Source organism: Acinetobacter sp. LipI_19, assembly GCF_058242925.1.
On the sequence record NZ_JBZAYK010000001.1, the window covers coordinates 2,598,085 to 2,622,780 of the forward strand.

At 31.6% G+C, this 24,696-nt stretch carries 25 protein-coding genes, 3 tRNA genes and 1 pseudogene; 10 read left to right on the forward strand and 19 right to left on the reverse strand.

The window, feature by feature from the left end; genetic code table 11:
• Positions 1-18 precede the first annotated feature (18 nt).
• Together AC4CVF_RS12650 and AC4CVF_RS12655 are read left to right on the forward strand one after the other, a co-directional pair.
• Entirely contained in the window at positions 19-705 is a 687-nt protein-coding gene (locus tag AC4CVF_RS12650; protein ID WP_490789556.1) for a hypothetical protein, read from the forward strand.
• Between the two features lie 343 nt (positions 706-1,048).
• Positions 1,049-1,339, forward strand: a complete 291-nt coding sequence (locus AC4CVF_RS12655; RefSeq protein WP_336953869.1) for a hypothetical protein — start codon at positions 1,049-1,051, stop codon at positions 1,337-1,339.
• An 85-nt stretch (positions 1,340-1,424) separates the two neighbouring features.
• Here AC4CVF_RS12655 and AC4CVF_RS12660 read toward each other — a convergent pair whose 3' ends face one another.
• The 3 genes from AC4CVF_RS12660 to AC4CVF_RS12670 form a co-directional block, all read right to left on the reverse strand.
• The gene (locus AC4CVF_RS12660) at positions 1,425-1,652 is read right to left on the reverse strand and encodes a hypothetical protein (RefSeq protein WP_336953870.1); all 228 of its coding nucleotides are present in this window, start codon (positions 1,650-1,652) and stop codon (positions 1,425-1,427) included.
• A 1,218-nt stretch (positions 1,653-2,870) separates the two neighbouring features.
• Positions 2,871-3,227 carry a roadblock/LC7 domain-containing protein gene (locus AC4CVF_RS12665; RefSeq protein WP_490789557.1) on the reverse strand — a complete coding sequence of 119 codons (357 nt, stop codon included), beginning with the start codon at positions 3,225-3,227 and terminating at the stop codon, positions 2,871-2,873.
• A 734-nt stretch (positions 3,228-3,961) separates the two neighbouring features.
• Positions 3,962-4,153: a hypothetical protein gene (locus tag AC4CVF_RS12670; protein ID WP_490789558.1), complete on the reverse strand. Its 192-nt coding sequence runs from the start codon at positions 4,151-4,153 to the stop codon at positions 3,962-3,964.
• Positions 4,154-4,554: 401 nt separating this feature from the next.
• Here AC4CVF_RS12670 and AC4CVF_RS12675 point away from each other — a divergent pair, with 401 nt between their 5' ends.
• Together AC4CVF_RS12675 and AC4CVF_RS12680 are read left to right on the forward strand one after the other, a co-directional pair.
• Positions 4,555-4,791, forward strand: a complete 237-nt coding sequence (locus AC4CVF_RS12675) for a hypothetical protein (protein ID WP_490789559.1) — start codon at positions 4,555-4,557, stop codon at positions 4,789-4,791.
• A 351-nt stretch (positions 4,792-5,142) separates the two neighbouring features.
• The gene (locus AC4CVF_RS12680; RefSeq protein ID WP_419328632.1) at positions 5,143-5,631 is read left to right on the forward strand and encodes a GNAT family N-acetyltransferase; all 489 of its coding nucleotides are present in this window, start codon (positions 5,143-5,145) and stop codon (positions 5,629-5,631) included.
• Positions 5,632-5,958: 327 nt separating this feature from the next.
• Here the strand turns inward: AC4CVF_RS12680 and AC4CVF_RS12685 are convergent, their stop codons facing one another.
• The 3 genes from AC4CVF_RS12685 to AC4CVF_RS12695 form a co-directional block, all read right to left on the reverse strand.
• Positions 5,959-6,219, reverse strand: a complete 261-nt coding sequence (locus AC4CVF_RS12685; protein ID WP_336953875.1) for a DUF2164 domain-containing protein — start codon at positions 6,217-6,219, stop codon at positions 5,959-5,961.
• 415 nt (positions 6,220-6,634) lie between these two features.
• A complete protein-coding gene (locus AC4CVF_RS12690) occupies positions 6,635-6,859 on the reverse strand; it encodes a hypothetical protein (RefSeq protein WP_336953876.1) in 225 nt (74 codons plus the stop codon).
• An 89-nt stretch (positions 6,860-6,948) separates the two neighbouring features.
• Positions 6,949-7,119, reverse strand: coding sequence for a hypothetical protein (locus AC4CVF_RS12695; RefSeq protein ID WP_336953877.1), 171 nt, complete (start codon positions 7,117-7,119; stop codon positions 6,949-6,951).
• A 407-nt stretch (positions 7,120-7,526) separates the two neighbouring features.
• On the opposite strand from AC4CVF_RS12695, the gene AC4CVF_RS12700 reads away from it, so the two are divergent.
• The gene (locus AC4CVF_RS12700) at positions 7,527-8,084 is read left to right on the forward strand and encodes a hypothetical protein (RefSeq protein ID WP_490789560.1); all 558 of its coding nucleotides are present in this window, start codon (positions 7,527-7,529) and stop codon (positions 8,082-8,084) included.
• A gap of 208 nt (positions 8,085-8,292) precedes the next feature.
• A complete protein-coding gene (locus AC4CVF_RS12705; RefSeq protein WP_336953879.1) occupies positions 8,293-9,339 on the forward strand; it encodes a linear amide C-N hydrolase in 1,047 nt (348 codons plus the stop codon).
• A 287-nt stretch (positions 9,340-9,626) separates the two neighbouring features.
• On the opposite strand, the gene AC4CVF_RS12710 is transcribed toward AC4CVF_RS12705, so the two are convergent.
• The 11 genes and pseudogenes from AC4CVF_RS12710 to AC4CVF_RS12760 form a co-directional block, all read right to left on the reverse strand.
• On the reverse strand, positions 9,627-9,818 hold the full coding sequence (locus AC4CVF_RS12710) for a helix-turn-helix transcriptional regulator (RefSeq protein WP_336953880.1): 192 nt from the start codon (positions 9,816-9,818) through the stop codon (positions 9,627-9,629).
• Positions 9,815-10,192 (reverse strand): hypothetical protein, encoded by a 378-nt coding sequence (locus tag AC4CVF_RS12715; protein WP_336953881.1) that lies wholly within the window; start codon positions 10,190-10,192, stop codon positions 9,815-9,817. The genes AC4CVF_RS12710 and AC4CVF_RS12715 overlap by 4 nt, the downstream gene beginning before the upstream one ends.
• A 247-nt stretch (positions 10,193-10,439) precedes the next feature.
• Positions 10,440-10,516 (reverse strand) — tRNA-Met (locus AC4CVF_RS12720).
• A gap of 704 nt (positions 10,517-11,220) precedes the next feature.
• Positions 11,221-11,433, reverse strand: coding sequence for a hypothetical protein (locus tag AC4CVF_RS12725; protein ID WP_336953882.1), 213 nt, complete (start codon positions 11,431-11,433; stop codon positions 11,221-11,223).
• 1,628 nt (positions 11,434-13,061) lie between these two features.
• A complete protein-coding gene (locus AC4CVF_RS12730; RefSeq protein ID WP_336953883.1) occupies positions 13,062-13,277 on the reverse strand; it encodes a cold-shock protein in 216 nt (71 codons plus the stop codon).
• Between the two features lie 359 nt (positions 13,278-13,636).
• The gene (locus AC4CVF_RS12735; protein ID WP_490789561.1) at positions 13,637-14,476 is read right to left on the reverse strand and encodes a sterol desaturase family protein; all 840 of its coding nucleotides are present in this window, start codon (positions 14,474-14,476) and stop codon (positions 13,637-13,639) included.
• 85 nt (positions 14,477-14,561) lie between these two features.
• On the reverse strand, positions 14,562-15,380 hold the full coding sequence (locus AC4CVF_RS12740; protein WP_336953958.1) for a helix-turn-helix domain-containing protein: 819 nt from the start codon (positions 15,378-15,380) through the stop codon (positions 14,562-14,564).
• Between the two features lie 206 nt (positions 15,381-15,586).
• Positions 15,587-15,663, reverse strand: a tRNA-Met gene (locus AC4CVF_RS12745).
• 744 nt (positions 15,664-16,407) lie between these two features.
• Positions 16,408-16,629, reverse strand: a complete 222-nt coding sequence (locus AC4CVF_RS12750) for a hypothetical protein (RefSeq protein ID WP_336953885.1) — start codon at positions 16,627-16,629, stop codon at positions 16,408-16,410.
• A 181-nt stretch (positions 16,630-16,810) separates the two neighbouring features.
• Complete coding sequence (locus AC4CVF_RS12755) at positions 16,811-17,092, reverse strand: hypothetical protein (RefSeq protein ID WP_336953886.1); 282 nt, start codon at positions 17,090-17,092, stop codon at positions 16,811-16,813.
• Between the two features lie 857 nt (positions 17,093-17,949).
• Positions 17,950-18,132 (reverse strand): annotated as a pseudogene (locus tag AC4CVF_RS12760) (IS5/IS1182 family transposase); the annotation flags it as partial.
• Positions 18,133-18,720: 588 nt separating this feature from the next.
• On the opposite strand from AC4CVF_RS12760, the gene gltS reads away from it, so the two are divergent.
• Positions 18,721-19,950 carry a sodium/glutamate symporter gene (gltS, locus tag AC4CVF_RS12765; RefSeq protein ID WP_490789562.1) on the forward strand — a complete coding sequence of 410 codons (1,230 nt, stop codon included), beginning with the start codon at positions 18,721-18,723 and terminating at the stop codon, positions 19,948-19,950.
• A gap of 361 nt (positions 19,951-20,311) precedes the next feature.
• On the opposite strand, the gene AC4CVF_RS12770 is transcribed toward gltS, so the two are convergent.
• Positions 20,312-21,097, reverse strand: a complete 786-nt coding sequence (locus tag AC4CVF_RS12770; protein WP_336953888.1) for a hypothetical protein — start codon at positions 21,095-21,097, stop codon at positions 20,312-20,314.
• Between the two features lie 801 nt (positions 21,098-21,898).
• Positions 21,899-21,974, reverse strand: a tRNA-Arg gene (locus tag AC4CVF_RS12775).
• 187 nt (positions 21,975-22,161) lie between these two features.
• Here AC4CVF_RS12775 and AC4CVF_RS12780 point away from each other — a divergent pair.
• Genes AC4CVF_RS12780 through queF form a run of 3 tightly spaced genes read left to right on the forward strand, consistent with a single transcriptional unit; the run spans position 22,162 to position 24,691 of the window.
• Positions 22,162-23,097: an ABC transporter ATP-binding protein gene (locus AC4CVF_RS12780; protein ID WP_336953889.1), complete on the forward strand. Its 936-nt coding sequence runs from the start codon at positions 22,162-22,164 to the stop codon at positions 23,095-23,097.
• Entirely contained in the window at positions 23,094-23,867 is a 774-nt protein-coding gene (locus tag AC4CVF_RS12785) for an ABC transporter permease (protein ID WP_336953890.1), read from the forward strand. The genes AC4CVF_RS12780 and AC4CVF_RS12785 overlap by 4 nt, the downstream gene beginning before the upstream one ends.
• Positions 23,867-24,691: an NADPH-dependent 7-cyano-7-deazaguanine reductase QueF gene (gene queF / locus AC4CVF_RS12790; protein ID WP_490789563.1), complete on the forward strand. Its 825-nt coding sequence runs from the start codon at positions 23,867-23,869 to the stop codon at positions 24,689-24,691. Before AC4CVF_RS12785 ends, queF begins: the two co-directional genes overlap by 1 nt.
• Positions 24,692-24,696: the final 5 nt, after the last annotated feature.

A 24,696-nucleotide genomic window follows, 5' to 3' on the forward strand; every position in this document is an offset into this window, starting at 1 on the left:
TGGGGAATAATTTGACTCATGGATCACTATTTTAAAACTGACTTGGGAATTCAGGCATTAAAAAACCGCTCATTTCAACTCACTGCTCGCCAAAGACAGTTACTACTTCTGATTGGCACTGATGATTTTAAAATTTTAAAGAGTCCACTCAAACAAAGACTCGCAACACCAGAACTTATTCAGCAACTTGAAGAGTTAGGTTTAATTTTTCAGAATCATGCTGATCATTCATCTGAAATGAAGACAAAAATAACGCCTGAATCATTCAAGATAGAACACTTACATCATTTAAATCAATGCACTAACCTTACTCCCCTACCTTTCCCAAAAGAAGTTGATAAATTAAAAAGTATTATCACTCAAAATCTGAATGAAAATACAAAATCAGCAAATTCACATACCACTACGCATGCTACCAACACAGTAATATCTGAAGAAGAAACATATGTTGAATCTACATCTGAGCTCATTTATATAAATTTTGATGACATCAAGCAAAAAATGTCTACCCTTCTACAAACTCATTGTGGACTGATGACAAAACAGTTGGTAATACAAATACAACAGGCCAAATCCATTCGAGATATTAAATTTTGCCAAATGCAATGGATTACCGCGCTTCAAGAAAGTCGAATTTCGCCACATGAATTAAACCTAACTATGCAACAGATCAATTATTCCTTACAACACCTACAATCATCTTAAAGCAATCATAAATATTGATTTCAATTTAACCCCTTAGAATGACAAATTTAGTGCTTTTAGCGTCATTCTAAGTCTTTTATCCAGTTTGGTATTTGGTTTTTTATATTGAACTAATGATACCCAAAATAAGCTAGAGACAATGACAAATTTTAATAAATTAAAGAGTATGCTCAGTTTAGTAAGCATGGGGATATTATTTCAAATCAGCTCAACTAGAAATTTTTTTGTTATGATTTTAAACAACTTCCAAAGATTCATATCTATTTACAAAATCAAATTGTCTGTTTTACAAGCATTCTGTAGAATCAAAAGCCAACCTATTATTTAAAATAATTAGACAATTATGACGCAATATCTTACAAAATCGACAAATCAAACAGCTTTAGAACTTTCAAATTTTTATCCAACTTTTGAACAATGTTTAACGGCTGTATCCAATATTAAATATCAAAAAGATCTACGCATCAAAAATGATCCTATTTCTTCTCAACATATATTGGTTGAAAGCTATTATCTTGGGACGCTTAAAGATAAGTTAAAAATTGAAAAAAATGCAATTCAACATGCCAACCAAAATCGTTTGGCTTTGTATCACCTTGTTGCTGTGGTACTTAATCATTTTAAAACTGCTTAATTAATTTTATCCGACTATTAAAAACGATGACAAATAAAAACGTGTTAAGCTTTCAGCCAACACGTTTTTTAATTCATGGTCAAAATTAACTCACTTGTTCAATAATACGATATATGCTGTCACTTTCCTTGCTTTCAAAAAGCAATTCAATACTGGGTAGTATTTTTTCACCATCCACAATGATGTGATCAATTTTTTGGAACAAAGATAAATTTTCTGTGTCTTCATGCTCTTGTAGCTTGTTTAACCAAGCCATTGCATTCAGCTCATTGCTATATTGATCCTTGACCCTTACTGTAATCATTTCAGTCATTTTTGTGTCCTCTTTTTTATGTACTGTTTTCTTATACCATGACATCACGCAATAATTATTTTGAAGTTGTTAGATTTTATGGCAATGTTAAAAAATAGCTACATTATAGTTTTTTATATTTATAAATCAATAAATTACTTTAAATACTTTGTGTAAATACAACCAAATTCAATTATTTCATGACATTTCAAAAAGAAAAGCCCGCATTTCTGCGAGCTTTTTATGTTGGAAAGCTAGTGCTTATTTTTTATTTGAACTGGAGTCACAAATTCAATAAGCCGTCATTGATCTGTCCAACTACTTCGTAGCGTCTTAGCGACCTACTGTAGTTTTAATATAGTCAGATGCATTTAGATCTGCAAGATGTAGCAACATTATTGAACGATATGACAGCAATTATTAAATTGAATATTTTTTTTATGAGTAGATAATAGGAAAGTTTGATTGATTATATCTATCGCTCGTTCAAACATGAAAAATCTAAATTACAATATTTCGTTAAAAAGGGTCTTATAAATTTGACCTACTAAATCGTCTATTCTGTTGATATTTTATCGATAATATTGTCTCTCATAAATCATTAAAAGCATCTATTTATAGCAGATTTCGTATATGGATTCTTATACTTAACAGCTATAGGATTTTTACAATGACTTCCCCCTCCACGTGATCTACACACTTTTTCTAAGCTTCCCTGCTGGTGCTATAATTCAATTAACTTTTTCAACATGTGGGATACTGTCTAGACTGTGTGTACTTTAAATTTTCAGTTATCTGAATACCAAAACCTTCCCTTTCAATGTGACCATTCTTTGAAAAGGAAATTCAGCTTTTCTGAGTAATCTGATTAAAATGCTAAGTCCTAATGCAATAAGCATAACAAATATGATTAAAGCCTTATAATCGAGGATGTTCTTGATCATACGTGATCAAAATTTATCAAACATGACGTTGCTCATTCTAGCTGCAACTTTATGGTTAAAGATATTTTTTTATATTTGTAAATGATATTTTTATTTTCTAAAAACTTGAGAATTAAAATAGCCTCTCAACTCATCAAAATACTTTAAAAAAACATTGAGACTAATTAATTTTCATTTTTTAATAAAACTTTAATATTTAAACAATACTTTTACTATTAATTATTATCAATTTTTCAATTTAAATATCGTCACAAGGCTATCACGACAATATTGAAGCAATAGCCAAGTCTATATTTTAAGCGAAATCTAATTCTTTTTCAAAAATTCTAAGTTCATGTCGCGCCATAGCTAAATTAGATTTTTGGCGATCTAATACTAAATATAAAAATAGACTACTGTTTCTATCAAGTGGTCTCAATAAGTGATACTGCTTTCCTAATGTAATTAAAATATCATCAATCGTGTCGCGTAAATTTAAAGCTTTTGCTGTTTTCATTTTAGCTCTTAAAACTTCAGTATTTCCAGCAGCGGCAAGTTCCAAATCAATTCCTGTTCCATGTGCTGCTAAAGATAAACCACTTGTACTATCTACAAGCGCTGCTGCTGTGAATCCGTCAATTTCTGTTAAAGCTGTTAAGTCAATTTTAGCCATTTATATGTGCCTTTTATTAAAAAGAGATAATATGAGCCACTTCTAAAGCACCCTCATGTTTAAAAAATACCACAAAATTATAATAAAATATTATTTTATTATAATAATTTGTAACTTTTTTTAATATAAACAAATAATTACCTCTATATTACTTCACAAGTGAAATATTTAACTCAACACAAAAATTTATTAATATGAATTTATATTCAATAAAAACAATGAATAGAAATATAAATAAATACTTATTTATAGATCAATTTAAAACATCATAATTTAAAAACAATAAAACCCTTCAAATACAATGATTTGAAAATTAAATAAAATAAAAAATCAATGTTCCATAGACAATATATTTCCATATATACACTACTTATCAATATATTTATTATATTATTTTTCACCAATATACTAGACATGCCTTAAGATGAGCATCACTCCAATATTAAGAATAAAATTATTAAAATATAGACCATACAAAGTATTTAATTGTAAAATTAGAACAAAAAGCTCTACAATTTTCTATCAACCGTAGTTTTTTATAATTTACAAAAATAGATGTTATTTACAAGAGGGATTTTTGGTTGATTTAAAAGCGATTAAAGTCAAAGAAACTATTAATTTTTGACAATACTTTTGGCTATAAAGGAAAATCAATTGAACAGCAGAGTTTTACTTGCCTAAAACTCTATCAGGCTTTTGAATGCTTTTAAGCCTTGAATATTAGTTTATTTTTTTTAAGCCATTAACCAAATTTTATAAAATTCCTGAATATCTGACTCAAAAAACTCATCACAATCACTGTCATATACAAATGTTTTTTGTTCTAATAAATATTCAGCTTGATGTTCGATCAAATATCTCTTTAAAAAATTTTTAAATTCGTTGGCACGCTCAGGAAAAATATGCTCCCAATCATAAAAAATCATCACAATTACCTGTATAAAGACGTAAAACACAGATAAAGACTATACAAAAACGCATATAATTTCAAATTAAATTTAAATAACATGACATAAATCACATTAATTTTATAGTTTTTATTGTTCAATTTTCTTCAGATGACTGATCTAAATTTATAATATTTTAAACTAAGATATTGTTTAAATTATTTTTTCTCTTGATTCAAATATTGAGTTAATAATTTAAGGTGATTACTTTTCAAGTATAAAAGATTGGAAAGAGCTAAATATCCAATACAAAAAACTCCAATAATTATTATTTTACTGACTAGTTTTAGCTATCAATTGAGTAGCGTTGATTTTAGCGATATTAAAAAGATGAAACAAGTGTAGGGTGATTAAAATACAAACCAGTTGAAAAAGCTAACATGAAATTTGAAATAACAACCGAAGTTTTGATCCATGTACCCATTGATATTTTTTGGAAAAATCTTACAAATTTTGAAGATTATAAGAATTGGAATCCATTTATCCTAAACGTGTTTGGAGCGTTTCAAAAAGCTGGTAAGATCAAGCTAAGCATACAAAATAATGCAATAAATAAAATGTCTTTCAATATGATTGTGTTAGAAAAACAAGAAAACAAAGAGGTCAGCTGGTGTTGAAATGTAGTCGTTAAAGGAGTATTTAATGTAGAACATAAATTTAGATTACAACAAATAAGCACGAATCAAACAAGGTTAATTCATAGTGAAGCCTTAAGTGGAGTTTTGTTAAAACCTTTCTTAACGAACTTATAGACTAAATCCAAGCCGAATTTTGAACGAATCAATCATGCAATTAAAGTAAAATTAGAGAAACCATAGCACAAATCATTTAGAAAATTGACTTTAATCAGTAAAATATTAGCCCTTAATCGCATTATGCTTTGTATTATTTAAAATACGCCCCATCAAGCATTAAACTATAAAATCAATCGAAGGAATCCAAACAATTGGTATTTAAGGAGGATCATAGTGGAGATCAAGTTTGACCATTTAAGTAATGTCAGTAAGACCGAGATTATTGAATTAAACACAAATGATCGCGTCCTCAAACAAATGCCCTTAGCCAAAGGGACTATTTTTAATGAAGATCAATGTATTGCGTGGGTCAATGATAAAGAAAATCAGTGGACACAATACGGCTATGGCCCATGGGCATTTATTGTTGATGGCAAATTTGCAGGTTGGGGAGGATTACAATATGAGCATGGAGATGCTGACTTAGCTTTAGTTTTGCATCCTAATTATTGGGGAATTGGCAAACAAATTTTTGATAAAATAATAAATAAAGCATTTAACGAAATGGGTTTTGAATCAATCACAATTTTATTACCGCCAACACGGAAAAATTTAAAAGGGATCTACTCACTTGGATTTAAATTAGATGGTGAAGTCACACTAAGCAATGAACATTTTATCAGGTATCGTCTATATAAAATGCCTGTCGTAAAAGTCGAGTAAGTATGATTCAAAAAAGTCTTCTGCGTGGTCATCTTACTGAGTTAAGCAAAATAACTGGATAAATATTCGAAATTCTCATCTTGCTTAGTTTCAACTATAGCTCCTCAATTTGAAAAAAATGAAGCGTGCTTGAACTAAAGTAATAGTAAGCAATGACGTACTTACTTGTTTAAAAAGTGTGGCCGTTTTAGTCCATGCTCACTGGTCAGCAATTCTCTACTTTAAGCGTTCTAAAAAATTCTCAGTATGAATTGTCATTAAACACTCACTTTACCCTGTCTTATAACACTAAGCTTTCAAAGTATGATTTTTAAGACCTTACGTATTTTACTTTATTGCCTTTTCTTTAGATAATAAAAATAGGTCTTCATTGAGATGAGCAAATCTTTCTGCCAACCATTCATGGGTATCATTGAGTGCTTGATTGTAAAAGTGATGACCAAATTCTTCTACGATGAAATCAAACAAAAACTGCGCTGGAAAATTTCCTAGATCCAAGTCTAGTTCCTTTAATACATACTTTTTCAACGAATAGATTAATTGTTCACGCGTAAAATCATCAAATGTAATTATTTGCTTTTTAGCCATAGTCTTTGATTCTGAAAATAATGAGAACACATTACAATACTAATTCAGTTTTTATTCAATCTCATCGCGTCTTAAAATGACGTACATCTTGATTTTTCATATTTGTAAAGAGCCTCAATAGACCTATATAACCAGATTAAAAAATTTATACACTCAACTCTAAATAAGTGACGCCACAGTAAGCCTATTTTTAATTATCTTATTAGATAATAAACAAGAAAAGATATTCATTGATCCTAGACAAAATAAAATTGGGCTAGACATCATAAAACTTAATAATTGCTAGTTTTTAAACAGCTGATCATACTCCGCCTATTGAACATAAAACTGAAAATTCTCTTTTTATAAAAAATACTTCCCTTCAACAAATATAGCAAGTCTAACATTTATATTCACTATATATCACGAAATATGATTAGAGTGTTCTCTGTTGAAAGGCTGGATCTTCTTCTACAAAAAAAACCTCATCAGTGCCAATTAAAGTCCACTGATAGGTTCCAAATATTCTGATTAATTCCTGATTGAAAGAATTGAATAGCCTAACTAAATTAAATGACTCATCATATTCACCTATATATTGTATAACTGGAAACTGTTGAAATTCTGCATACATTTTATGTACCGTTACTTTCTTAATCATTACTTTAACTCCTTAATAAATTGAAAGAAGTTTCATCCTTACAATTTATTCTTCACGCATTGAAACACCTAGTGCTATTTTTTTTGCACTCATCTTTCTTCAACTTTCTTTTGCTGTAGTTGAAGTGAATTAGCATGATTAGCGTCAGGTTGCTTATTCTGATCCTTATTTGACTGTTGCTGTGGCGCTTGAGATTGATGACCATTAGCATCAGGTTGTTTACCCTGATTGCTACTCACTTGCTTGTTAAATTTTGACATAGTGATATCTCTTTTTTACCATTCATATTAATGGTACATTTAACATGCACCTTTATGAACTGAATAGATAGTAGCGACATGTATCAAGGTATATTTAAAAATTAATATCATTGGTTTATATTTATTTTTACAATAAAAATTCATAAATATTGTTTAGACAATGTCCATTAAAAATGTGCCCCTAAAATAAATACTTTAGAAACAGATGTAGAATCCATTACTTATTTAAAAATCTGAATTCTAAGATAAACTTAATATTTTTAGTATTAGCCACTAAATTTATATTTCATTATATGCATAGATGACCATAACATAAATACAATAATTAATATTTTTAATAAATTAATGTAGAAAATCTTAAATAAAATAATTTCATCAACATTATGATATAAAAATTTTGAAATTAAATGATATTTAATAATTATTTATATATGATATTTGGTATTATTTTAAATAAAATAGTCTATGCTGAAAGCTTCATAGACTCCTTTGATAGTCATGAAAAGTCAAATCTTAACTTATACACCTTTGCCCCAGATGTGGATGAGCCAATCAAAAAAGAGGAAATTAAATATAATATTGATCAACGTTTCAAAGAAATAGTAAAAGAGCTAGACCATTCATTTATGGCACATGCCGAACTAATTAAGGGAAAATGGGGGATTTATGCTAACCAACAAATTATAAAACCGTCTCAAGAAAAACAAACAAGATACTTACCGATCTCTATAAATAATCAATTAGATCAGGTCAGTTCTGGAACTTACTATCGAGCACACATATCACCTGCCTTTAGCTTCAAAAATCTACCAAAGCCGATTATAGAACCTAAAATTGGAATGCATTGCACCAAACCCAAAGCAAAAGTTAGTACTTTAAATCAATCTACAGACATAGGTAGCGTATGGAATGGTTTTTTAGAGGTTCTCGCTTTAAATACAATTTTGATTCACCTTGGAATTTAGCTTCAAAAATGACCTTGAGGGGAGAAAAACGATTTCTGCCTATGTATATACAGGATATCGAATTTCTATTTTTGAATCGAAATCTAAATTTAACAACTGACTACAGTTATTTTGAACAAAATTATAAATGCAATAACTTCCATTGGGATATTCGACAACAAGCCCCTGTCTTGGACATTAATTTACCGTTTTTTAAGAGGAAATGATGATGAATAATGCTTTGAAAAAGATATTACTTGCCGCGGGAATTCTCGTCGCAGCAGAAGTTACCACTGCTTGTACACGTGTCGTATATTTAGGTGACAATGAAGTGATTACAGCACGTTCTATGGATTGGAAACAAGACGTAGGGACAGATTTATGGATTTTACCAAGTAATGTCAAACGTACAGGCTTAGCTGGTCCGAATTCTATTCAATGGACGGCTAAATATGGTAGCGTCGTTGCAACAGGTTATGATGTTGCCACAACAGATGGCATGAATGAAAAAGGTTTAGTGGCTAACTTACTTTGGTTAGTAGAATCTGATTATCCAGATACTAAGAAGAATAGCAAACCACCTCTGAGTATTTCTCTATGGGCTCAATATGTCTTAGACAACTATGCAACTGTAGACGAAGCAGTACATGCTTTAGAAAAGGAACCTTTTATAGTTGTTACAGATACTGTGCCAGGTGATACACGTTTAACGACTCTACATCTTTCTATATCGGATGCAACGGGTGATAGTGCAATTATTGAGTATATTGGCGGTAAACAAGTGATTCATCATAGCCGTAAATATCAAGTAATGACCAATTCCCCAACCTTTGATCAACAATTAGCGCTCAATAGCTATTGGCAGCAAATTGGCGGAACAATCATGTTACCCGGAACCAATCGTGCTTCAGATCGCTTTGCAAGAGCTTCATTTTATATCAATGCAATACCTAAAAAAGCGTCATCAGAACATTCTATCGCAAGTGTGTTTGGTGTGATCAGAAATGTCTCTGTTCCATTTGGATTAAATACCGCAGAAGAACCAAATATTTCTTCTACGCGTTGGCGTACTGTCGCTGACCATAAGAGAAATCTTTACTTTTTTGAATCTGCTGTATCACCAAATATTTTTTGGGTAGACTTAAAAGAGATTAACTTCAAAGATGGGCAAACCAAAAAACTGGCTTTAGGTAAAGACCAAGCAATAACCTATTCTGGAAAATCAAACTCTTATTTTAAAAGCTCAAAACCATTCCAGTTTTTAGGAATAAATTAACTTTAAGCAAAAGATAAATGCCTTTTATAAGTATTAATTTACATAAAGACTTCAAACAAAAGCCCTCTCAATGTGGGCTTTCATTAACAATTTACGGTCTAGCACGAAGTTTTGTAAGTTTCCTCTCACGTCAGGCTTCGTTTACCCATTTTACAGATCAAATTCCATGAAAAGTGTTGAATACTTGAGCTAAATTTATTAACGGCTAAGAATATAATGCTTTAAATATACTATTTTTAGTGGTCAAAAATTTCTGCCCAGGCCAAGCTTAACCCATCTATAAAATTCTATTCATCTTTAAAAATTACGTCTATGGGTGAATTAAATAATTTAGATATTTTAAAGGCCAAAGGTAAGCTAGGATCATAGCGCTCTTTTTCAATTGCATTAATTGTCTGGCGAGAAACTCCCAAATATTCTGCTAATTGTTGCTGAGACCAACCTTGCTGCGTTCTCAATTCAGATAAGATATTTTTCATCGATAACGCCAACTCCCAATTGCAATACCAACACCCCAAAGCGTTGCCATTAAAGGCCATACCAAAAACATAGAAAGATGTGGAAAGCCAATATTTTCAAGAAATCCATAGCTAAATGTGATGAGTGCGGTACCCACAAATGCAAGCGCAAAAGCTTGTAATTGGATGTGTTGTTGCATTTCATCTAGGCGCGCTAATTGCCTGAGCACACTCCAGCCCACCAAAATACAGGGAATTATAGGCAATAATGTCACAAAAATTTGTGTTGAATAACGGATATTATCATTCTTTAAATAATTCAATGTACAGATAAGCACAACAATATAAAGCAGTATTGATGCGCTAAACTCAATCAGAGATCTATATTTTTTCATACGGTACTCATGTAAAGTAAACTTTACACAAATTTAGATCAAATAGCGCACTATGTAAAGCGTGCTTTACATATTATTTTTATTTTAACTTATACAGCAACCTCGAAATGCGCCTTCAATTGAAAATTTTTCACAGCATTTATTTGCACTTTGATTATAAATTTATGAAGCTAACTGATTTAAAAGCATAAAAAAAACCTAGTAAGCATGAAGCAAACTAGGCTATAAACTTTGAATCTTTTTTCGTTGGTAGCGGGAGCTGGATTTGAACCAACGACCTTCGGGTTATGAGCCCGACGAGCTACCAGACTGCTCCATCCCGCATCAACGAAGCACCTTTATACGCCTTAAAGACGAGAAATACAACCTTTATTCAATATATGTTTAAAAGAATTATGAATGAGAAGCCGAACCACTCAGAAGACACTTATTGTTGGTCCATGATCTTAACTTCAAAATATCATAAAAACATCCAAAGTATCAAAGAAATACACTCACTAAAATGAGGGTATGTTTAGGAGAATATGAATAACGTAAGCGTCAGACAACAATTTAAATCCAGTATATCAATCTTTATTTATTATTTTAACTAAACTATGTAATAAAAATAAAAAATGAGAATATATAAAATGATCTGATTAATAGTTGATAATAACTATAAAATCCTAAAGAAATAAAAATTTGAATATCTATAATGTAAACATTTTATAAATAATTGATCAATAAATCTCAGACTGATTCACTTAACTACTCGTTTATTTTTTAATAAAAAGTCATGTTTGCTGTTATTGCAAAAGTTGCTATCAAGTCTGGCAAAATCAATAAACCCAATTTCGTTCAATATACAAAACTAATAAAGTAGGTTTTTTAAATATAACCACTATGATTTGTAAGTTTTTCTTCACTTTTTAATCACAGCATAAGTCGACTTGATTATTCAAACGATACTGATCATGATAATTTTAAATAAATCCAAGAATGTAAATATAAATTTTATCAATTAAAAAACCACCCGCAGGTGGTCATATTTAAGCTATAGATTCCAGTATCTTATAAATTTTTCCGTTCTTAGTACTTTCAAAGAGCATTTCAAAGTTAGGCCGTAAAAGTTCATTTTCAACAATAATATATTTTATACGTTCATGGGTTTTATTTGGATCTACCACAACATCATCCAATGTTGCTTCTACTGCATAACACGTACCAAATTGATCCTTTACATTTATATCGAGTTTATTCATAAAAAACACCTTAAAAATTAATTAAAAAATAGCTAAAACTGTGTACCTAAACATTCAATGATTATTAAATTTATGCTTGTTCATCGAACGCGATTTAATATACTGCAAAAACATTCAATTGTTATTATTTTTTTTATTTACTTACATTTTAAGTGTTTACCCAAAAGATCGTTTTAGATGTTATTCAGCGCTTTTCATATCTATCCTTTTATCTCCTTTAAAGCATCAAGATGAAGATCAAAAAATACTTTCAATTATTTTTACTTTAGATTCACTGGTCTCGTTGGAATTCTCAATCAAATATTTTTTCGTTTGTTGAATAAATTGTAAATAATCCTCACATCTCACAGTTCCACTTTCCATCAGAAAGCCAACTAAAATTTTGATTAACATTCTTGTGACATGGTCACCTTCTAAAGTTGCCTCAACCAATTACACTGCTAAAATTAACTTTTTCCTTACATTCATCTCCTTGGTACCCATCAATTAATCTAACAAATTCATTTTACTTGTCATCGTAATAAAATTTGGCTAATAAGGTTCAATTTTATAGTTTCTAATCTATAAGCTTAAAATCCGGTTATGTTCTCAAGATGCTATTGTTCAATACAAAAGCCTGATATTTTTGTAAGGCTTGACCTTAATTTTGCGCTGATTAAGGTTTTTTTGTTATTTATTTTTAGTAAAATAACAATGTAAAGTTAAAGTTAAATCAGCCTTAACCTTCTTATAAAATGTATAAAAAATAATCAACAATAAGTAGTTGGATCTACAAAAACTGTGATGCAAGCTTAATTTATATAAATTAAGTATTACTTCAAGATCCTTCATCGAATGTTTAATTTCAAAAGAACATAAATATGATGCTTAATTAAGGTACTAATCAGCACTTAGTACACTAAATATTGTCCAGAAGATAAAAATAATAAGCAACAGTAACATACTCGACACAACCAGTGCAGAAAGCCAATCACAGCTAATTTACTTTAAATAATTGAAATTAAAAGTAGAAAATCGAATTATCATTTCGAGCCTAACGATTATCAAAATTTATCTCGACTATTTTACTGCGTTTTTATTATTAGTGAGCAGATGTATAGTAGCGATGACCATTGGAGAGAGTGGTCTATATGACAATAAAGAAACTCGAAACTAACCTGCATGATGCAGGTTTCTTTTTTCCTGAGCGATAAGTGGAACAGCATCACATTCCACAGAATGTAAAAGTCTAGGCACATACATCAAATCGTTAGATATGCTTAAACTTTCAAGGATAAGTGAATGATTACAGAGATGGAATGTTCATAAAAAGGGAATGTATTTATATAATTTTCCACTTAAAGTACATTGAAAAATCATTTCAAAATCTGGCAAATATCTTCTACCCTAATTATGATAAAGCATAAATTAGAGTAAGATTGGGTATTGCCGAAATCACCATCAACTGTGGCTTAGATATAGTATTGAAGACCTAATTGATCTTTGATATGGACATTGTGATTCAGTATGAACATACCTAATAGAATAGAAAATTTTATCGAAATAATTAAAATGTATAAATTTTAGTTTAAATAAAAATGCACAGCTAAAAAAAGCACGATATCGTGCTTTTTTTAACTTACTACTAATTATAGAGCAGTAATGTTTACAGCGTTAGGACCTTTTGGACCTTGAGTGATACTGAATTCAACTTGTTGACCTTCAGCAAGAGTTTTAAAACCAGAGTTAGCGATTTCGCTGAAATGAGCAAAAACGTCTGGACCTGACTCTTGTTGAATGAAACCGAAACCTTTAGTTTCGTTGAACCATTTAACAGTACCTTTAACAACATTTGAGTTTGACATAATCAATCCTACTGAAATTTAAAAATTTTAAGTCATTTTATGACTAGTGATAACGTCGAAAATAATAAAGAATTGAACTTAAAATCTGAATAAAACGAAGGATTATGACTAAAACTGCGATACTTAGAGAAGATTTACCAAAACATGACTTTTTTCTAGTTGTCTTTACTTTACAGGAAAAAAAAAAATAATCAAGCTTTCTTATATATATTTAACTTCTTTTAAGCTTAAAGAGGAACTTATCTACTTAAATAGCTCTCAAACGAGAGCTTTGCCAAGTAACTTAAGCTTTCTAAATCACTTTTAACAAGTGATTTAGTTTTGGCTAGTAGGGATTAAAGTAAAAATCATCTTTAAGATTATTTTTTAAAAGGCCAGCGCAATTGAGCCAGATATTGATTTGGTATTTGGATACGCACTCCGACTTGATCATGTTTAACTTTTTTATCTTCATAAAAAAAGCTTCCAAAAATAATATCCCAAAATATAAAAACTTCTCCAAAATTTTTACGACCAAGACCATGTTGATGATGACTACGATGAACCTCGGCAACAGCAAAAATATATTTTAAAGGACCCACCCGATAATCAACATTGGCATGCTGGAAAAACAAATGTACAGCCATAAACATCAGCCAACATCCAATCAGCAAACTAGGTGCCCCGAAAAGAGCCAATACAGTTAAACTTGGCCCAGCAAGGACAATTGCACTCAGCGGATGCCTCTTTTCAGCATTTAACCAATATAACCGACGTGAATGGTGATGAATCGCATGTAATTTCCATAGAAATCGATACTTGTGGCTCATGTAATGCATGAACCAAAGTCCAAAATCAATGATTAAAGCAACAATTATAATCTGCCAAAATACCGAAATTTGGTCAGGCCATAAACGAGGAATAAATCTAAAAAGATCCAACCACTCTATCATTTTTGCTACAGAAACAATCAAAAATAAATTAAAAACTACATGAACTATATCTGTAAGAAAATCTTGATGTGTATCTAACCATTTGGGTTGATAAGGCAAATAATATTCAACCAATGCAATCAGTAAACCGCTTAGTAAGATTAAAATTATTGAACTTGGCCAATACGGAATTTGCCCAGAGACGACCAACATCACGATCCATACTGTAAACATCATACAAAGCGGATAAAATAAATATTGTAGAGATATTTTAAAAAAAGCGCTCACTTATTACTCCAATCATCATAATACGCTTCAGTAGTATGCGGATTGGAATACCCTAAAAATTGAACGAAACCGCTATAATGTCTTGTTAATATGGTTTATATGGCACTACTAATATCGGCATCTGTTCAATGAATGGAATAAATTTTAATAATGAGGGTTGAATACCAAACATTTGTTTACACGTTCTACTAAAGTGTGGTTGATCAGAAAAGTGTGATTGATGAGCTATGCTTGTTAAATTAACGTCCTGCTCTATTGCTTGTAAGGTTTGCAATAAGCGTATCCACTTCCGATAACTACGATAAGAAATACCAAAATTTTCACTGAACCAATGACTAAAACGGCTTTCTGAGATATTGAGCTTTGCTGCAATTTGTTTAACTGTTAAATTCTTTTGATTATTGAGAATAAGATATTCTGAAAGATGTCTTGCTCTGATGTTCTGATATTTGAAGTCATTCTGACTACAATAACTAATAAGTTTTTGAAAAGATTCAATAGCATGATTTTGTTCTAGAAAGAATTCTCTAAGTATAATCACCAGACTTTCAGGCAATACCCGAATGGGCGAGTCTGATTGTAGGTACCCTTGTAAATAATGCTGTATGACATCTGCAAGGAAATGTGTTTGATCAATATAAATCGAACAGTAGTTTCCTGGTCGCAAATGATGTGATGTATTTGCTGCGATATACACCCCACTACTCATTATACATTTATCTCCATCCTCATAAACAACCTGAACACGCTCTCCCTCTTCCTTTGCAAAGCTTAATTGATGTGCGTGATGACGATGTGGATAATTATCACCGACAGCCCCCTCAAAATATCCAATACCATATCCAATCGATATCTTTCCTTTCCAATATTTAGCAGGCAATTTGTATAGATTAGATTGGACCATAGAAAATGTAAGCACAAGTGAAAACTCAATAAATACCATTATTTTATTTATCTTCAAATACAAAAAATAAATTAGTGGCTTAATTTATCCCACTTTCATGCCGTCTTTTTCTATAACTTTAGAGTTTGATCTTGTTAAATTTTAAACATAAAAAAACCTAGTAAGCATGAAGCGAACTAGGCTATAAACTTTAAATCTTTTTTCGTTGGTAGCGGGAGCTGGATTTGAACCAACGACCTTCGGGTTATGAGCCCGACGAGCTACCAGACTGCTCCATCCCGCATCAACGAAGTGACTTTATACGCTTTAAAGATAAGGATTACAACTATTATTAAATATATATACTAAAAAGACTGATTTAACAGCTATATTCACACAATTTTTATACTTTTATATATGTTTACAATTTTTCTCAGAAGAATATCATTTTTTAGATTAACTATATTTTAATCTTTTTAGGCATCTCTATACACTGACACTTAACAGTGGTTAGACGAGGTGGCATTCCAAATTTATAACTAGAAAGAATAATTTAAATAGACAATTCAGCTAATTAGTCAACATAAACACAACATCTTTCTGGATATATTTAGTATTAAAAAACTCATAAAAGCCCATCTTTTGATGAGCTTTTAGATCCAGTTGTATTTACTTATACACCCATAACCCTGAAGGGATATTACCAAATAAATGTATAAGCAAAGTAAGAACAATAAACATAAAGAAGAAAAAAGCGATGTTTATAGATTTATATATCATGTAATCACCTTATTTTATTTTTGTACATTAATTATACATTAATAAGGTGGAATTTTCAATATTTATTGCGACCAAAATTAAAAAAATGTAGACCTTCCAAATCACCATTACTTTTAAAATGTTAAATAAGAATTATCATTTTAGTCTGATGACAGCCTTTCTAGAATAATACATAAATATCTTTATCAATTTTTGGGATTAAAATGACATCTTAAGCACTTGACTCACAACTTTATTGCGCACAAATGATTTCATAAAGCTCGATCAGTTACTCAATCTCAAAAAAATGCTTTTCGGTCACTATTTTTATTTTTATTTCTTTATAATATCTAATCATTGGATCATTTGCGTCTTTGCTAATTTTATCTAAAAACTTACTCTCTTTCATCAATTTAGAATAAGTTTTATAGCCGATAATTAATTTTTGTGGCTCCTTATTTTCTTTAAAATCAGCAATTTGCTTGTTTAGTTCTTTTAGATTAATGCTCATGTTAGCTCCCCTCATTTGTTTTATTCAATATAACACCCATTTATGACATTTTTTTGGCGAATTAAGAAAAATTAAGAGATGAAGAATGCCTCGCATTTCTGCAAGACAATCTTAAAGCTTTTAGCTAGGTATTCAAACCATCTTTAAACAGCTGCGAGTTAATTCTAGCTACAATATAAAATTACAATTCAGTGATAAATAAGGGATGATTCGCTTTATAAATAGCTAATTTTTTTATTTCATTTTCTAAATAATCTGCTGGCTCGTCTTTCCACGTCTCTTTTCCACTATCAAAATCTGAGTTACTCAAAGCCCAAGAAGAAATTAAACTATAAACAAATGTATTATCAGCAAAAATTAGTTTTGTTCTATCACTTTTATCGCTTTTAAACACTTTATGTGTAGGTAAAGAACCAAATATACCCACATGGGTATACAAATATTTAAATGTTTCATTCATCATAATGACTACTCTTGTCGTTAATTACTATACTACCGCATTCAGGCTTACTTTATGAACTTTGAGCAAAATTCTAAATTCTTGTGATTTCTATGATTTTCAACACAAAAAATTTGAAATGATATACAGAAAAAACTAAACAATGAGGTAAAAAAAACCTGCATCTTTGGGGAAAGAATACAGGCAAAAACCGATTATTCGGTAACAGGAGGAATACCTACTATTTTACTAGGGTTTGATTTTACTTGTCAGTGGCAATATATAACAACTATTAGAGCTTTCTTTTAATCGGTGAAAAACACCCAATATGCATGTTGATACGAAAATTTAAAATCTATAAATACTTAGCTTAATCATTCGACTAAAAGAAAACTGATAGACACATGTTATATTTCGCTGACTTATAGTTGACTACTCATTTATGCTTTTTAGGATCCCCTGCGCCCTCAGCTCTAAGGATTGAACTAAAAATAACAATGCAAACAAAAAAATATTTAAAATTTATTTTATGCTTAATTAAAATCTCATTTTTCAATGTTATTTGAATAAAATTATGCTTCATGACATGAGAGATTTAGTCTCACAGCATCATTTAGAATATTGAACAGAACTTTTCCCAATCTTTTTTCAAATTTATAAGATCAAATCACCTAATCTTTCTTTTGAATAAATCACAAAAGTTGTTTCAGGATAATTATTAATTTTAATACTTTTTTAAAGTATCCATCAGTCATTTATCATATTCACACAGAGTATATCTTCTTCTTCAAATTTAAAGCGATCATTACTTTTTGAGGCTAAAACACTTTATGTTTTAATCTCTACAAAATAATTTAATTTTTTCATAAGCTTACTCCCTACCACCTAGCGACAATATTTTTAAATATTGAGTTTGATTTGCTAAATTCTTGTTGTAAATCTCTTCATGGGCAAACTGTTCTAATATGGTAAAGGATCTCTTCAATAAAATTTCTCAAAGTTTGTTTGAGATAAACTTTAAAATTACGGAAAGTAAATTTTAGCTGAGAACAGTCAGTCTTGATCCTTCAGCATTATTTGAGATATAGCGAGTAATAAATTTAGTTTGGTAATTAAATATTACTGTCTCTCTATTTTTTATACATTAAATTTCAACTGCCCTCACGGAAGTAAGGTTTTTTATTAAAATGGTATGCAGAGTGGCCACAACAACCATCTTATATCTATATGATTTAATTAATTTTAAATCATAGTGTATTAGCTACCATAAAAAAGAGATTAGGCTTCAATTCCTTAATATTGCTATTTTAACAAATCCGAAAATTATAACAAATAGCCATACTTCTACATAAAGCCAACTGTACAAAACAATAAAGATGAATTGTCTCTAATTTGGAAAAATGATCTAAATATAAGCGATCAGCAACCTTACTTGGATACTTTGATCATTCCAAGATATTTCCATAGTTATGTAAATTGTTATGCAAAAAATGCATAGAAAAATATAAAAATGCATTAGAAGTATGAAATACATCGCTTTATCTTTGAACAGTGCATTTATTCTGTAGTTTATATTAATAGTTTTCATCTTAATCTGTTAAATTAAATCACAATGCTATAGAGCACAACAAACTAATAATTAAGGATATTTAATGGATTTAATACTTAATCCAACGTATACGCTCATGCTAGCTGTGTTGGTTCTATATACAGGACGTATTTTAAACAAATATATTCCCTTTTTAACAAAATACAATATTCCAGAACCCGTGGCAGGCGGATTGGTTGGCGCAATTATTTTTTATATAATTCATCAATTTATGGGATACACAATCTCAATAAATAAGCCGATGCAAGATACATTCATGTTGATGTTTTTTGCATCAATTGGATTAAGTGCTAATTTCGTAAAGCTAAAAGAAGGTGGAAAACCTTTAGTTATTTTCCTGATCGCAATATCTATCTTTGTTTTAGTGCAAAATGGTGTAGGTATGGCTGTCGCTAAGATGGTTGGTTTAGATCCTCTTATGGGCGTAATTGCGGGTTCAATTGCTTTAATCGGTGGTTTGGGGACAGCAGGTGCCTGGGGACCGATTTTCGAATCAAAATATGCCGTTGAAGGTGCATTACCTATGGGAATTGCAAGTGCCACATTTGGTATGGTAGTTGGCGGTCTAATGGGTGGACCGTTAGCACGATATTTAATCCGCAAGCATCAATTGGCTTCGCCTTTAAATACAGAAGTACGTCAAGACAATAAAAGTGCACCATTGACAGATAGTGAATATGCATTTGAAGCCCCGCAAAAGGTTCGTCTCATTACAGCAGATAACGCTATTATAACTTTGGGAATGTTTGCTTTTGCTTTGGCTTTTGCAGAGATTATGAAGAACTTAACTCTTGGTACTGCGTTTGAATTACCTACTTTTGTATGGGCTTTTGGTGGTGGCATTTTACTTCGTAACGTGATTGAAACTGGCTTTAAGCAACCGATATTTGATCGTTCAATTGACGTGTTTGGCAACACTGCGCTTGCCCTATTTTTAGCGATGGCTTTAGTCTCATTGAAGCTTTGGCAATTAGCAGATTTAGCTGTTCCAATGATTATACTATTGATTGCTCAGTCTATTACGATGTGGTTATTTGCAGTATATATATCTTTTCGTGTTATGGGAAAAAACTATGACTCAGCAGTTTTAGCTTCGGGTCTATGTGGTTTTGGAATGGGTGCAACCCCTAACGCAATTGCAAATATGCAGGCGATTACTAATATGTATGGTCCATCACACAAAGCTTTTTTGATTGTTCCGCTTGTTGGCGCATTTTTTATTGATCTAGTTAACGTTGTGGTCATCCAATCTATTTTGAAAATTTTTAGTTAATACTTCTAGCCCTCCAATTCGAGGGCACACCAAACCATCGCACTACATATATTCACAATGTAATGCAAATATAAGCACAAGATACAATTAGCAGCTTTATAAACTTTTAGAGGTTAATATGCTAATTAATAAAAGCCAAACACGCTCTCAAGAAAGGTCAGAGAAAGCTAAAGAAAATCGCAGAATACCTATATATATTTTGATTTTAATAGGATTATTCTTACTCGCAATTGTGATCTATATGCTTTCAAGCTGGTTGAATTAAATATTAAAAAACCTCCCGAGGAAGGTTTAGTTAAAATCTTATTAATATTTTTCAAACCGCTTATATTGTACTGAGCAAACTCTTCTAGTAACTTTTTTAATCTAAAACAAATACTTCCAACGATTCTACATATGGTAAAATGATATAATCATAGTTCGTTAAATGCTCCTTCAACTGTGTACTCATTGTTTGATTAAAATTATAAATTTTTTCCAATTCTTTAAATAAGTCATCTAATTTACTTGATGTAAACATTGGTGTTTTAGAAAAAAATAATAAACTTGCCCCTAGACCAATATACTCTAAGCCAAAATTTTTATCTAAAAATTGAATTAAACTAAAAGACTCAAATGGGTTAAAATCACAACTAAAATAGCCATTAGGCTGGGCTGCAAATTTTTGAGTTTCAGTTGTATTTCTTAATACTTTTACCTCAATACATTTATCCAAAATTTTCTCAGGATGCATATTTATCTGTATTAGAATAGATAAATCTTGATCGCTATAACTGAATTTTCCATACAAATCACGAACACTTACTTGATTCTCAGGCTTTAAGAGTTGTTTAATATGATACTGAACTTCAAGAGGTAAAGCATTTTCGTAGCTAATATTTTCGCTTTCACCCTCGTCAAGGTATTCAGATAAATCAAAGTAAAGCCCATCACTCATAGAGGCATGCATCGAAGTATAGTTACATTGTCCGATATCCTCTAAAAGCAATAAAACTTTTTTAGGAGCAATTTTCTTTTTTAGTTCTATATACTGATTCTGAACTTCTTTCCAAGATTGGATATCACAAATTTTTGCAAAACATATCAGCTCTTGCGCCTCGTCGGTAAATTGAACATTTTTTTTGTTTTCCATTTGAAGTCTTGCCATACTGATTTCTTAAAAGTTGATCTCATATAAAGAATTATGTCATAAAAAAATATTATGCTATTTAATTTAGCCTCTTTTTCGTACCAACTTTAACTTCATTTAATAAAGTACGCACAGGTGCGCGAAACTCATCGTCTGTAGTCTCACCATTATTGAAGCCTAGATTTTTAAAGGCCTTATTTATTGAGATCACTAAGAATTCTTGTTTTGCCCCCGTGGTTAGCTAAACAATATTCACTATGCCTTGTAATTACTTTCAGTTCTTTAAAAAGAGACAAGACTTGCTTTAATAAAAAGGTACAACCAATTTTGAGTGCCTAAAGCATTTTCGGTTTGAGATGGTGTATAGGACCATTTAGAATTTTCAAGATCCACATCTTCCCATTTTTAATTCATCAGAGCGAGCAAACCTTGATAAAGTATTTGTAAAATATAACAAGTGATGATGGGTCCATGCTTGTTATATCCATCATTATTTATTAGTAAATGTTGCACGTTTCTTAGAGATTGAACGAACATAGTAAACGCGCCAGCAAGTTCCTCACTTTTTATCTATATAAGTTTAAGCCGTTTTCATTCGATAACTTTTTAACTTTATCAGGCGATTTTTTGAGCTGAGATTTCAGCTTTTATCTTTGAGTCTGTAAGACTTAAAACGAGTTTTGCCATTTTTTACGATACATTTTTATTGGGTTTTGCGGTATACCGTTAAAAACTTGAGAAATCGCGGTACATCATGCGACAAAGGGATTGTCTAGATGCTTTTAATATAAAGGGTTTTGAGACAAATTGAAACAAAGATGGTACGCCCAGCGGGACTCGAACCCACTCCACAGGCTTCGGAAACCTGTACTCTATCCAGTTAAGCTATGGGCGCTTAAATTGAGATGGCACATCATAACAAAAAAAACCGCTAGGTAAAGCATTTATAAAACAACTCTTTTGCTTGATGCTCATGCTTTAAACAATGTCGCATATTTGCAATGCAGAATTCCTCCTAACTTACTTGGTTTATTTAAAAAGATCGCTCACAATACACACTCCATAAACCAAGTGAGAATTTCATGACTGATGCTCTGACGTTAAGAGATTTATCTAAAACCTATAGAAATGGATTCCAAGCACTCAAAGGAATCAATTTGACAGTTCCAGAAGGAGAGTTTTATGCACTTTTAGGACCAAATGGCGCTGGTAAATCGACAACAATCAGTATTATCAGTTCCTTGGCACGGAAAACCTCGGGTACTGTGGAAATTTTTGGTCATGATTTAGATACGCATCCTTCACAAGCAAAACAATGCCTAGGTGTCGTTCCCCAAGAATTTAACTTCGGTCAGTTTGAAAAAATCTTCGACATCTTAGTTACTCAAGCAGGTTATTACGGAATTCCGCCTAAAATTGCACAACAACGTGCTGAAGAATATTTAGAAAAATTAGGTTTATGGGATAAGCGTAATACTCAAGGGCGCATGTTGTCTGGTGGTATGAAGCGCCGTTTAATGATTGCGCGTGCTATGATGCATGAGCCTAAGCTTTTGATTTTAGATGAACCTACTGCTGGTGTGGACATCGAATTACGTCGTTCAATGTGGGATTTCCTTACAGAGATGAATGAAAAAGGAACCTCGATCATCTTAACCACGCATTATTTAGAAGAAGCAGAAATGCTGTGTCGTCAAATTGCGATTATTGATCGTGGTGTCATCAAAGAAGATACCTCAATGAAAGCATTCTTAAATCAATTGAGCGAAGAGTCTTTTATTTTCGATTTAGAAAATCCAATTGAACCCATTACAATCGATATTATTGGTGTGAAATTCAACCTGATTGACCCAATGACCTTAGAAGTCACGATGGATAAAGCACATTCTTTAAATGATTTATTCCAACTTTTAGAAGCTCAGGGCATTCGTGTTCGCAGTATGCGCAATAAATCAAATCGTCTTGAAGAGTTATTTGTAAAACTGGTTGAGAAAAATCTTGAAGGAGTTGCAGAATGAATTTTACTCAACTACGTATTGCACTCTATACTTTAGTTCAAAAAGAAATTCGCAGATTTATGAGAATTTGGCCGCAGACTTTATTACCGCCTGCGATTACCATGAGCTTGTACTTTGTGATTTTTGGAAATTTGGTCGGTTCTCGTATTGGGCAAATGGGTGGATTTAGCTATATGCAATTCATCGTGCCAGGCCTTATCATGATGGCGGTGATTACAAACAGTTATGCCAATGTGTCTTCAAGCTTCTTTAGTGCTAAATTCCAAAAAAGCATCGAAGAATTGATCATGAGTCCAGTTCCATTACATATGGTCTTGTGTGGTTATGTGATTGGCGGTGTTGCTCGTGGTGTTCTTGTTGGGGCAATTGTCACAGCAATGAGTTTGTTTTTTACTGACCTTTATATACACAATATTTTCGTTACAATATATACCGTTATTATTACCTCACTCTTATTCTCTTTAGGGGGTTTTATCAATGCTGTATATGCAAAATCTTTTGATGATATTTCCATTATCCCAACCTTTGTATTAACACCGCTGACCTACTTAGGTGGTGTATTTTACTCAATCAGTGCTTTAAGCCCATTTTGGCAAAATCTCTCTTTAATTAACCCAATTGTATATATGGTCAATGCTTTCCGTTTCGGAATTCTAGGTCATAGTGATGTCAATGTTTCTCTGTCTTTACTGATAGTGACTCTTTTCTGTGGCGTACTTTATGGTATTGCTTACTATTTACTTTCTCGTGGTTCAGGAATGCGTGAATAATGTCTGTTGAAAAATCTTTATTGGGTAAAGAAACCGATTACCCAACTACCTATCAACCCGAAATTCTTTTCCCGATCGCACGTGCACAAGCACGTGAGCAATATGCGGATATAGCGGGTATATATAAAGGTCAAGATTGGTGGCATGTATTCGAAATTTCTTGGCTAAATACCAAAGGGATCCCGCAAGTTGCCATTGGGCGTATTGCGCTTCCTGCAACATCACCAAATTTGATTGAATCGAAGTCGTTAAAGCTCTACTTTAATAGCATGAACTTTACCCAGTTTGATTCTCATCAAGCTTTTATCAATACTGTTGAAAAAGACTTATCTACTGCTGCACAAGCAGCAGTGACTCTAACTTTATTTCAAGTTGATGATTTAGAGATTACCAAACCAATGGGTATTTGTATTGATGATCAAGAACCTGACCAGCTGGTCAATCATCCAGATGCAAGCCTTTTGACCTTTGATCAAGAAAATACACAAGACGGAGAAAACGTTGAAATTCAACTGTATTCACACTTATTGAGAAGTAATTGCCCTGTGACGGGACAACCAGATTGGGGAACTATTTTTATCCGATACCAAGGCGAAAAACCTTGTTATCGTAGTATTTTAGCTTATATTATCTCGTATCGTCAGCATAACGGTTTTCACGAACAATGCGTGGAACAAATCTTTGCCGATATTTGGCAAAATTTAAAACCTGAAAAGCTGATGGTGTATGCAACGTATACACGTCGTGGCGGTTTAGATATTAACCCCTGCCGTGTATCTGATGAATCATGGATGCCAAGCCCAATTCGATTGGCGCGACAATAAACATT

What these genes read in the sequence shown, in the direction of transcription:
- AC4CVF_RS12650 (WP_490789556.1), top strand. Translation starts at nt 19, where the DNA reads ATGGATCACTATTTTAAAACTGACTTGGGAATTCAGGCATTAAAAAAC.
- AC4CVF_RS12655 (WP_336953869.1), top strand. Translation starts at nt 1,049, where the DNA reads ATGACGCAATATCTTACAAAATCGACAAATCAAACAGCTTTAGAACTT.
- AC4CVF_RS12660 (WP_336953870.1), bottom strand. Translation starts at nt 1,652, where the DNA reads ATGACTGAAATGATTACAGTAAGGGTCAAGGATCAATATAGCAATGAG.
- AC4CVF_RS12665 (WP_490789557.1), bottom strand. Translation starts at nt 3,227, where the DNA reads ATGGCTAAAATTGACTTAACAGCTTTAACAGAAATTGACGGATTCACA.
- AC4CVF_RS12670 (WP_490789558.1), bottom strand. Translation starts at nt 4,153, where the DNA reads ATGATTTTTTATGATTGGGAGCATATTTTTCCTGAGCGTGCCAACGAA.
- AC4CVF_RS12675 (WP_490789559.1), top strand. Translation starts at nt 4,555, where the DNA reads ATGAAATTTGAAATAACAACCGAAGTTTTGATCCATGTACCCATTGAT.
- AC4CVF_RS12685 (WP_336953875.1), bottom strand. Translation starts at nt 6,219, where the DNA reads ATGGCTAAAAAGCAAATAATTACATTTGATGATTTTACGCGTGAACAA.
- AC4CVF_RS12690 (WP_336953876.1), bottom strand. Translation starts at nt 6,859, where the DNA reads ATGATTAAGAAAGTAACGGTACATAAAATGTATGCAGAATTTCAACAG.
- AC4CVF_RS12695 (WP_336953877.1), bottom strand. Translation starts at nt 7,119, where the DNA reads ATGTCAAAATTTAACAAGCAAGTGAGTAGCAATCAGGGTAAACAACCT.
- AC4CVF_RS12700 (WP_490789560.1), top strand. Translation starts at nt 7,527, where the DNA reads ATGATATTTAATAATTATTTATATATGATATTTGGTATTATTTTAAAT.
- AC4CVF_RS12705 (WP_336953879.1), top strand. Translation starts at nt 8,293, where the DNA reads ATGAATAATGCTTTGAAAAAGATATTACTTGCCGCGGGAATTCTCGTC.
- AC4CVF_RS12710 (WP_336953880.1), bottom strand. Translation starts at nt 9,818, where the DNA reads ATGAAAAATATCTTATCTGAATTGAGAACGCAGCAAGGTTGGTCTCAG.
- AC4CVF_RS12715 (WP_336953881.1), bottom strand. Translation starts at nt 10,192, where the DNA reads ATGAAAAAATATAGATCTCTGATTGAGTTTAGCGCATCAATACTGCTT.
- AC4CVF_RS12725 (WP_336953882.1), bottom strand. Translation starts at nt 11,433, where the DNA reads ATGAATAAACTCGATATAAATGTAAAGGATCAATTTGGTACGTGTTAT.
- AC4CVF_RS12730 (WP_336953883.1), bottom strand. Translation starts at nt 13,277, where the DNA reads ATGTCAAACTCAAATGTTGTTAAAGGTACTGTTAAATGGTTCAACGAA.
- AC4CVF_RS12740 (WP_336953958.1), bottom strand. Translation starts at nt 15,380, where the DNA reads ATGGTCCAATCTAATCTATACAAATTGCCTGCTAAATATTGGAAAGGA.
- AC4CVF_RS12750 (WP_336953885.1), bottom strand. Translation starts at nt 16,629, where the DNA reads ATGAGCATTAATCTAAAAGAACTAAACAAGCAAATTGCTGATTTTAAA.
- AC4CVF_RS12755 (WP_336953886.1), bottom strand. Translation starts at nt 17,092, where the DNA reads ATGATGAATGAAACATTTAAATATTTGTATACCCATGTGGGTATATTT.
- gltS (WP_490789562.1), top strand. Translation starts at nt 18,721, where the DNA reads ATGGATTTAATACTTAATCCAACGTATACGCTCATGCTAGCTGTGTTG.
- AC4CVF_RS12770 (WP_336953888.1), bottom strand. Translation starts at nt 21,097, where the DNA reads ATGGCAAGACTTCAAATGGAAAACAAAAAAAATGTTCAATTTACCGAC.
- AC4CVF_RS12780 (WP_336953889.1), top strand. Translation starts at nt 22,162, where the DNA reads ATGACTGATGCTCTGACGTTAAGAGATTTATCTAAAACCTATAGAAAT.
- AC4CVF_RS12785 (WP_336953890.1), top strand. Translation starts at nt 23,094, where the DNA reads ATGAATTTTACTCAACTACGTATTGCACTCTATACTTTAGTTCAAAAA.
- queF (WP_490789563.1), top strand. Translation starts at nt 23,867, where the DNA reads ATGTCTGTTGAAAAATCTTTATTGGGTAAAGAAACCGATTACCCAACT.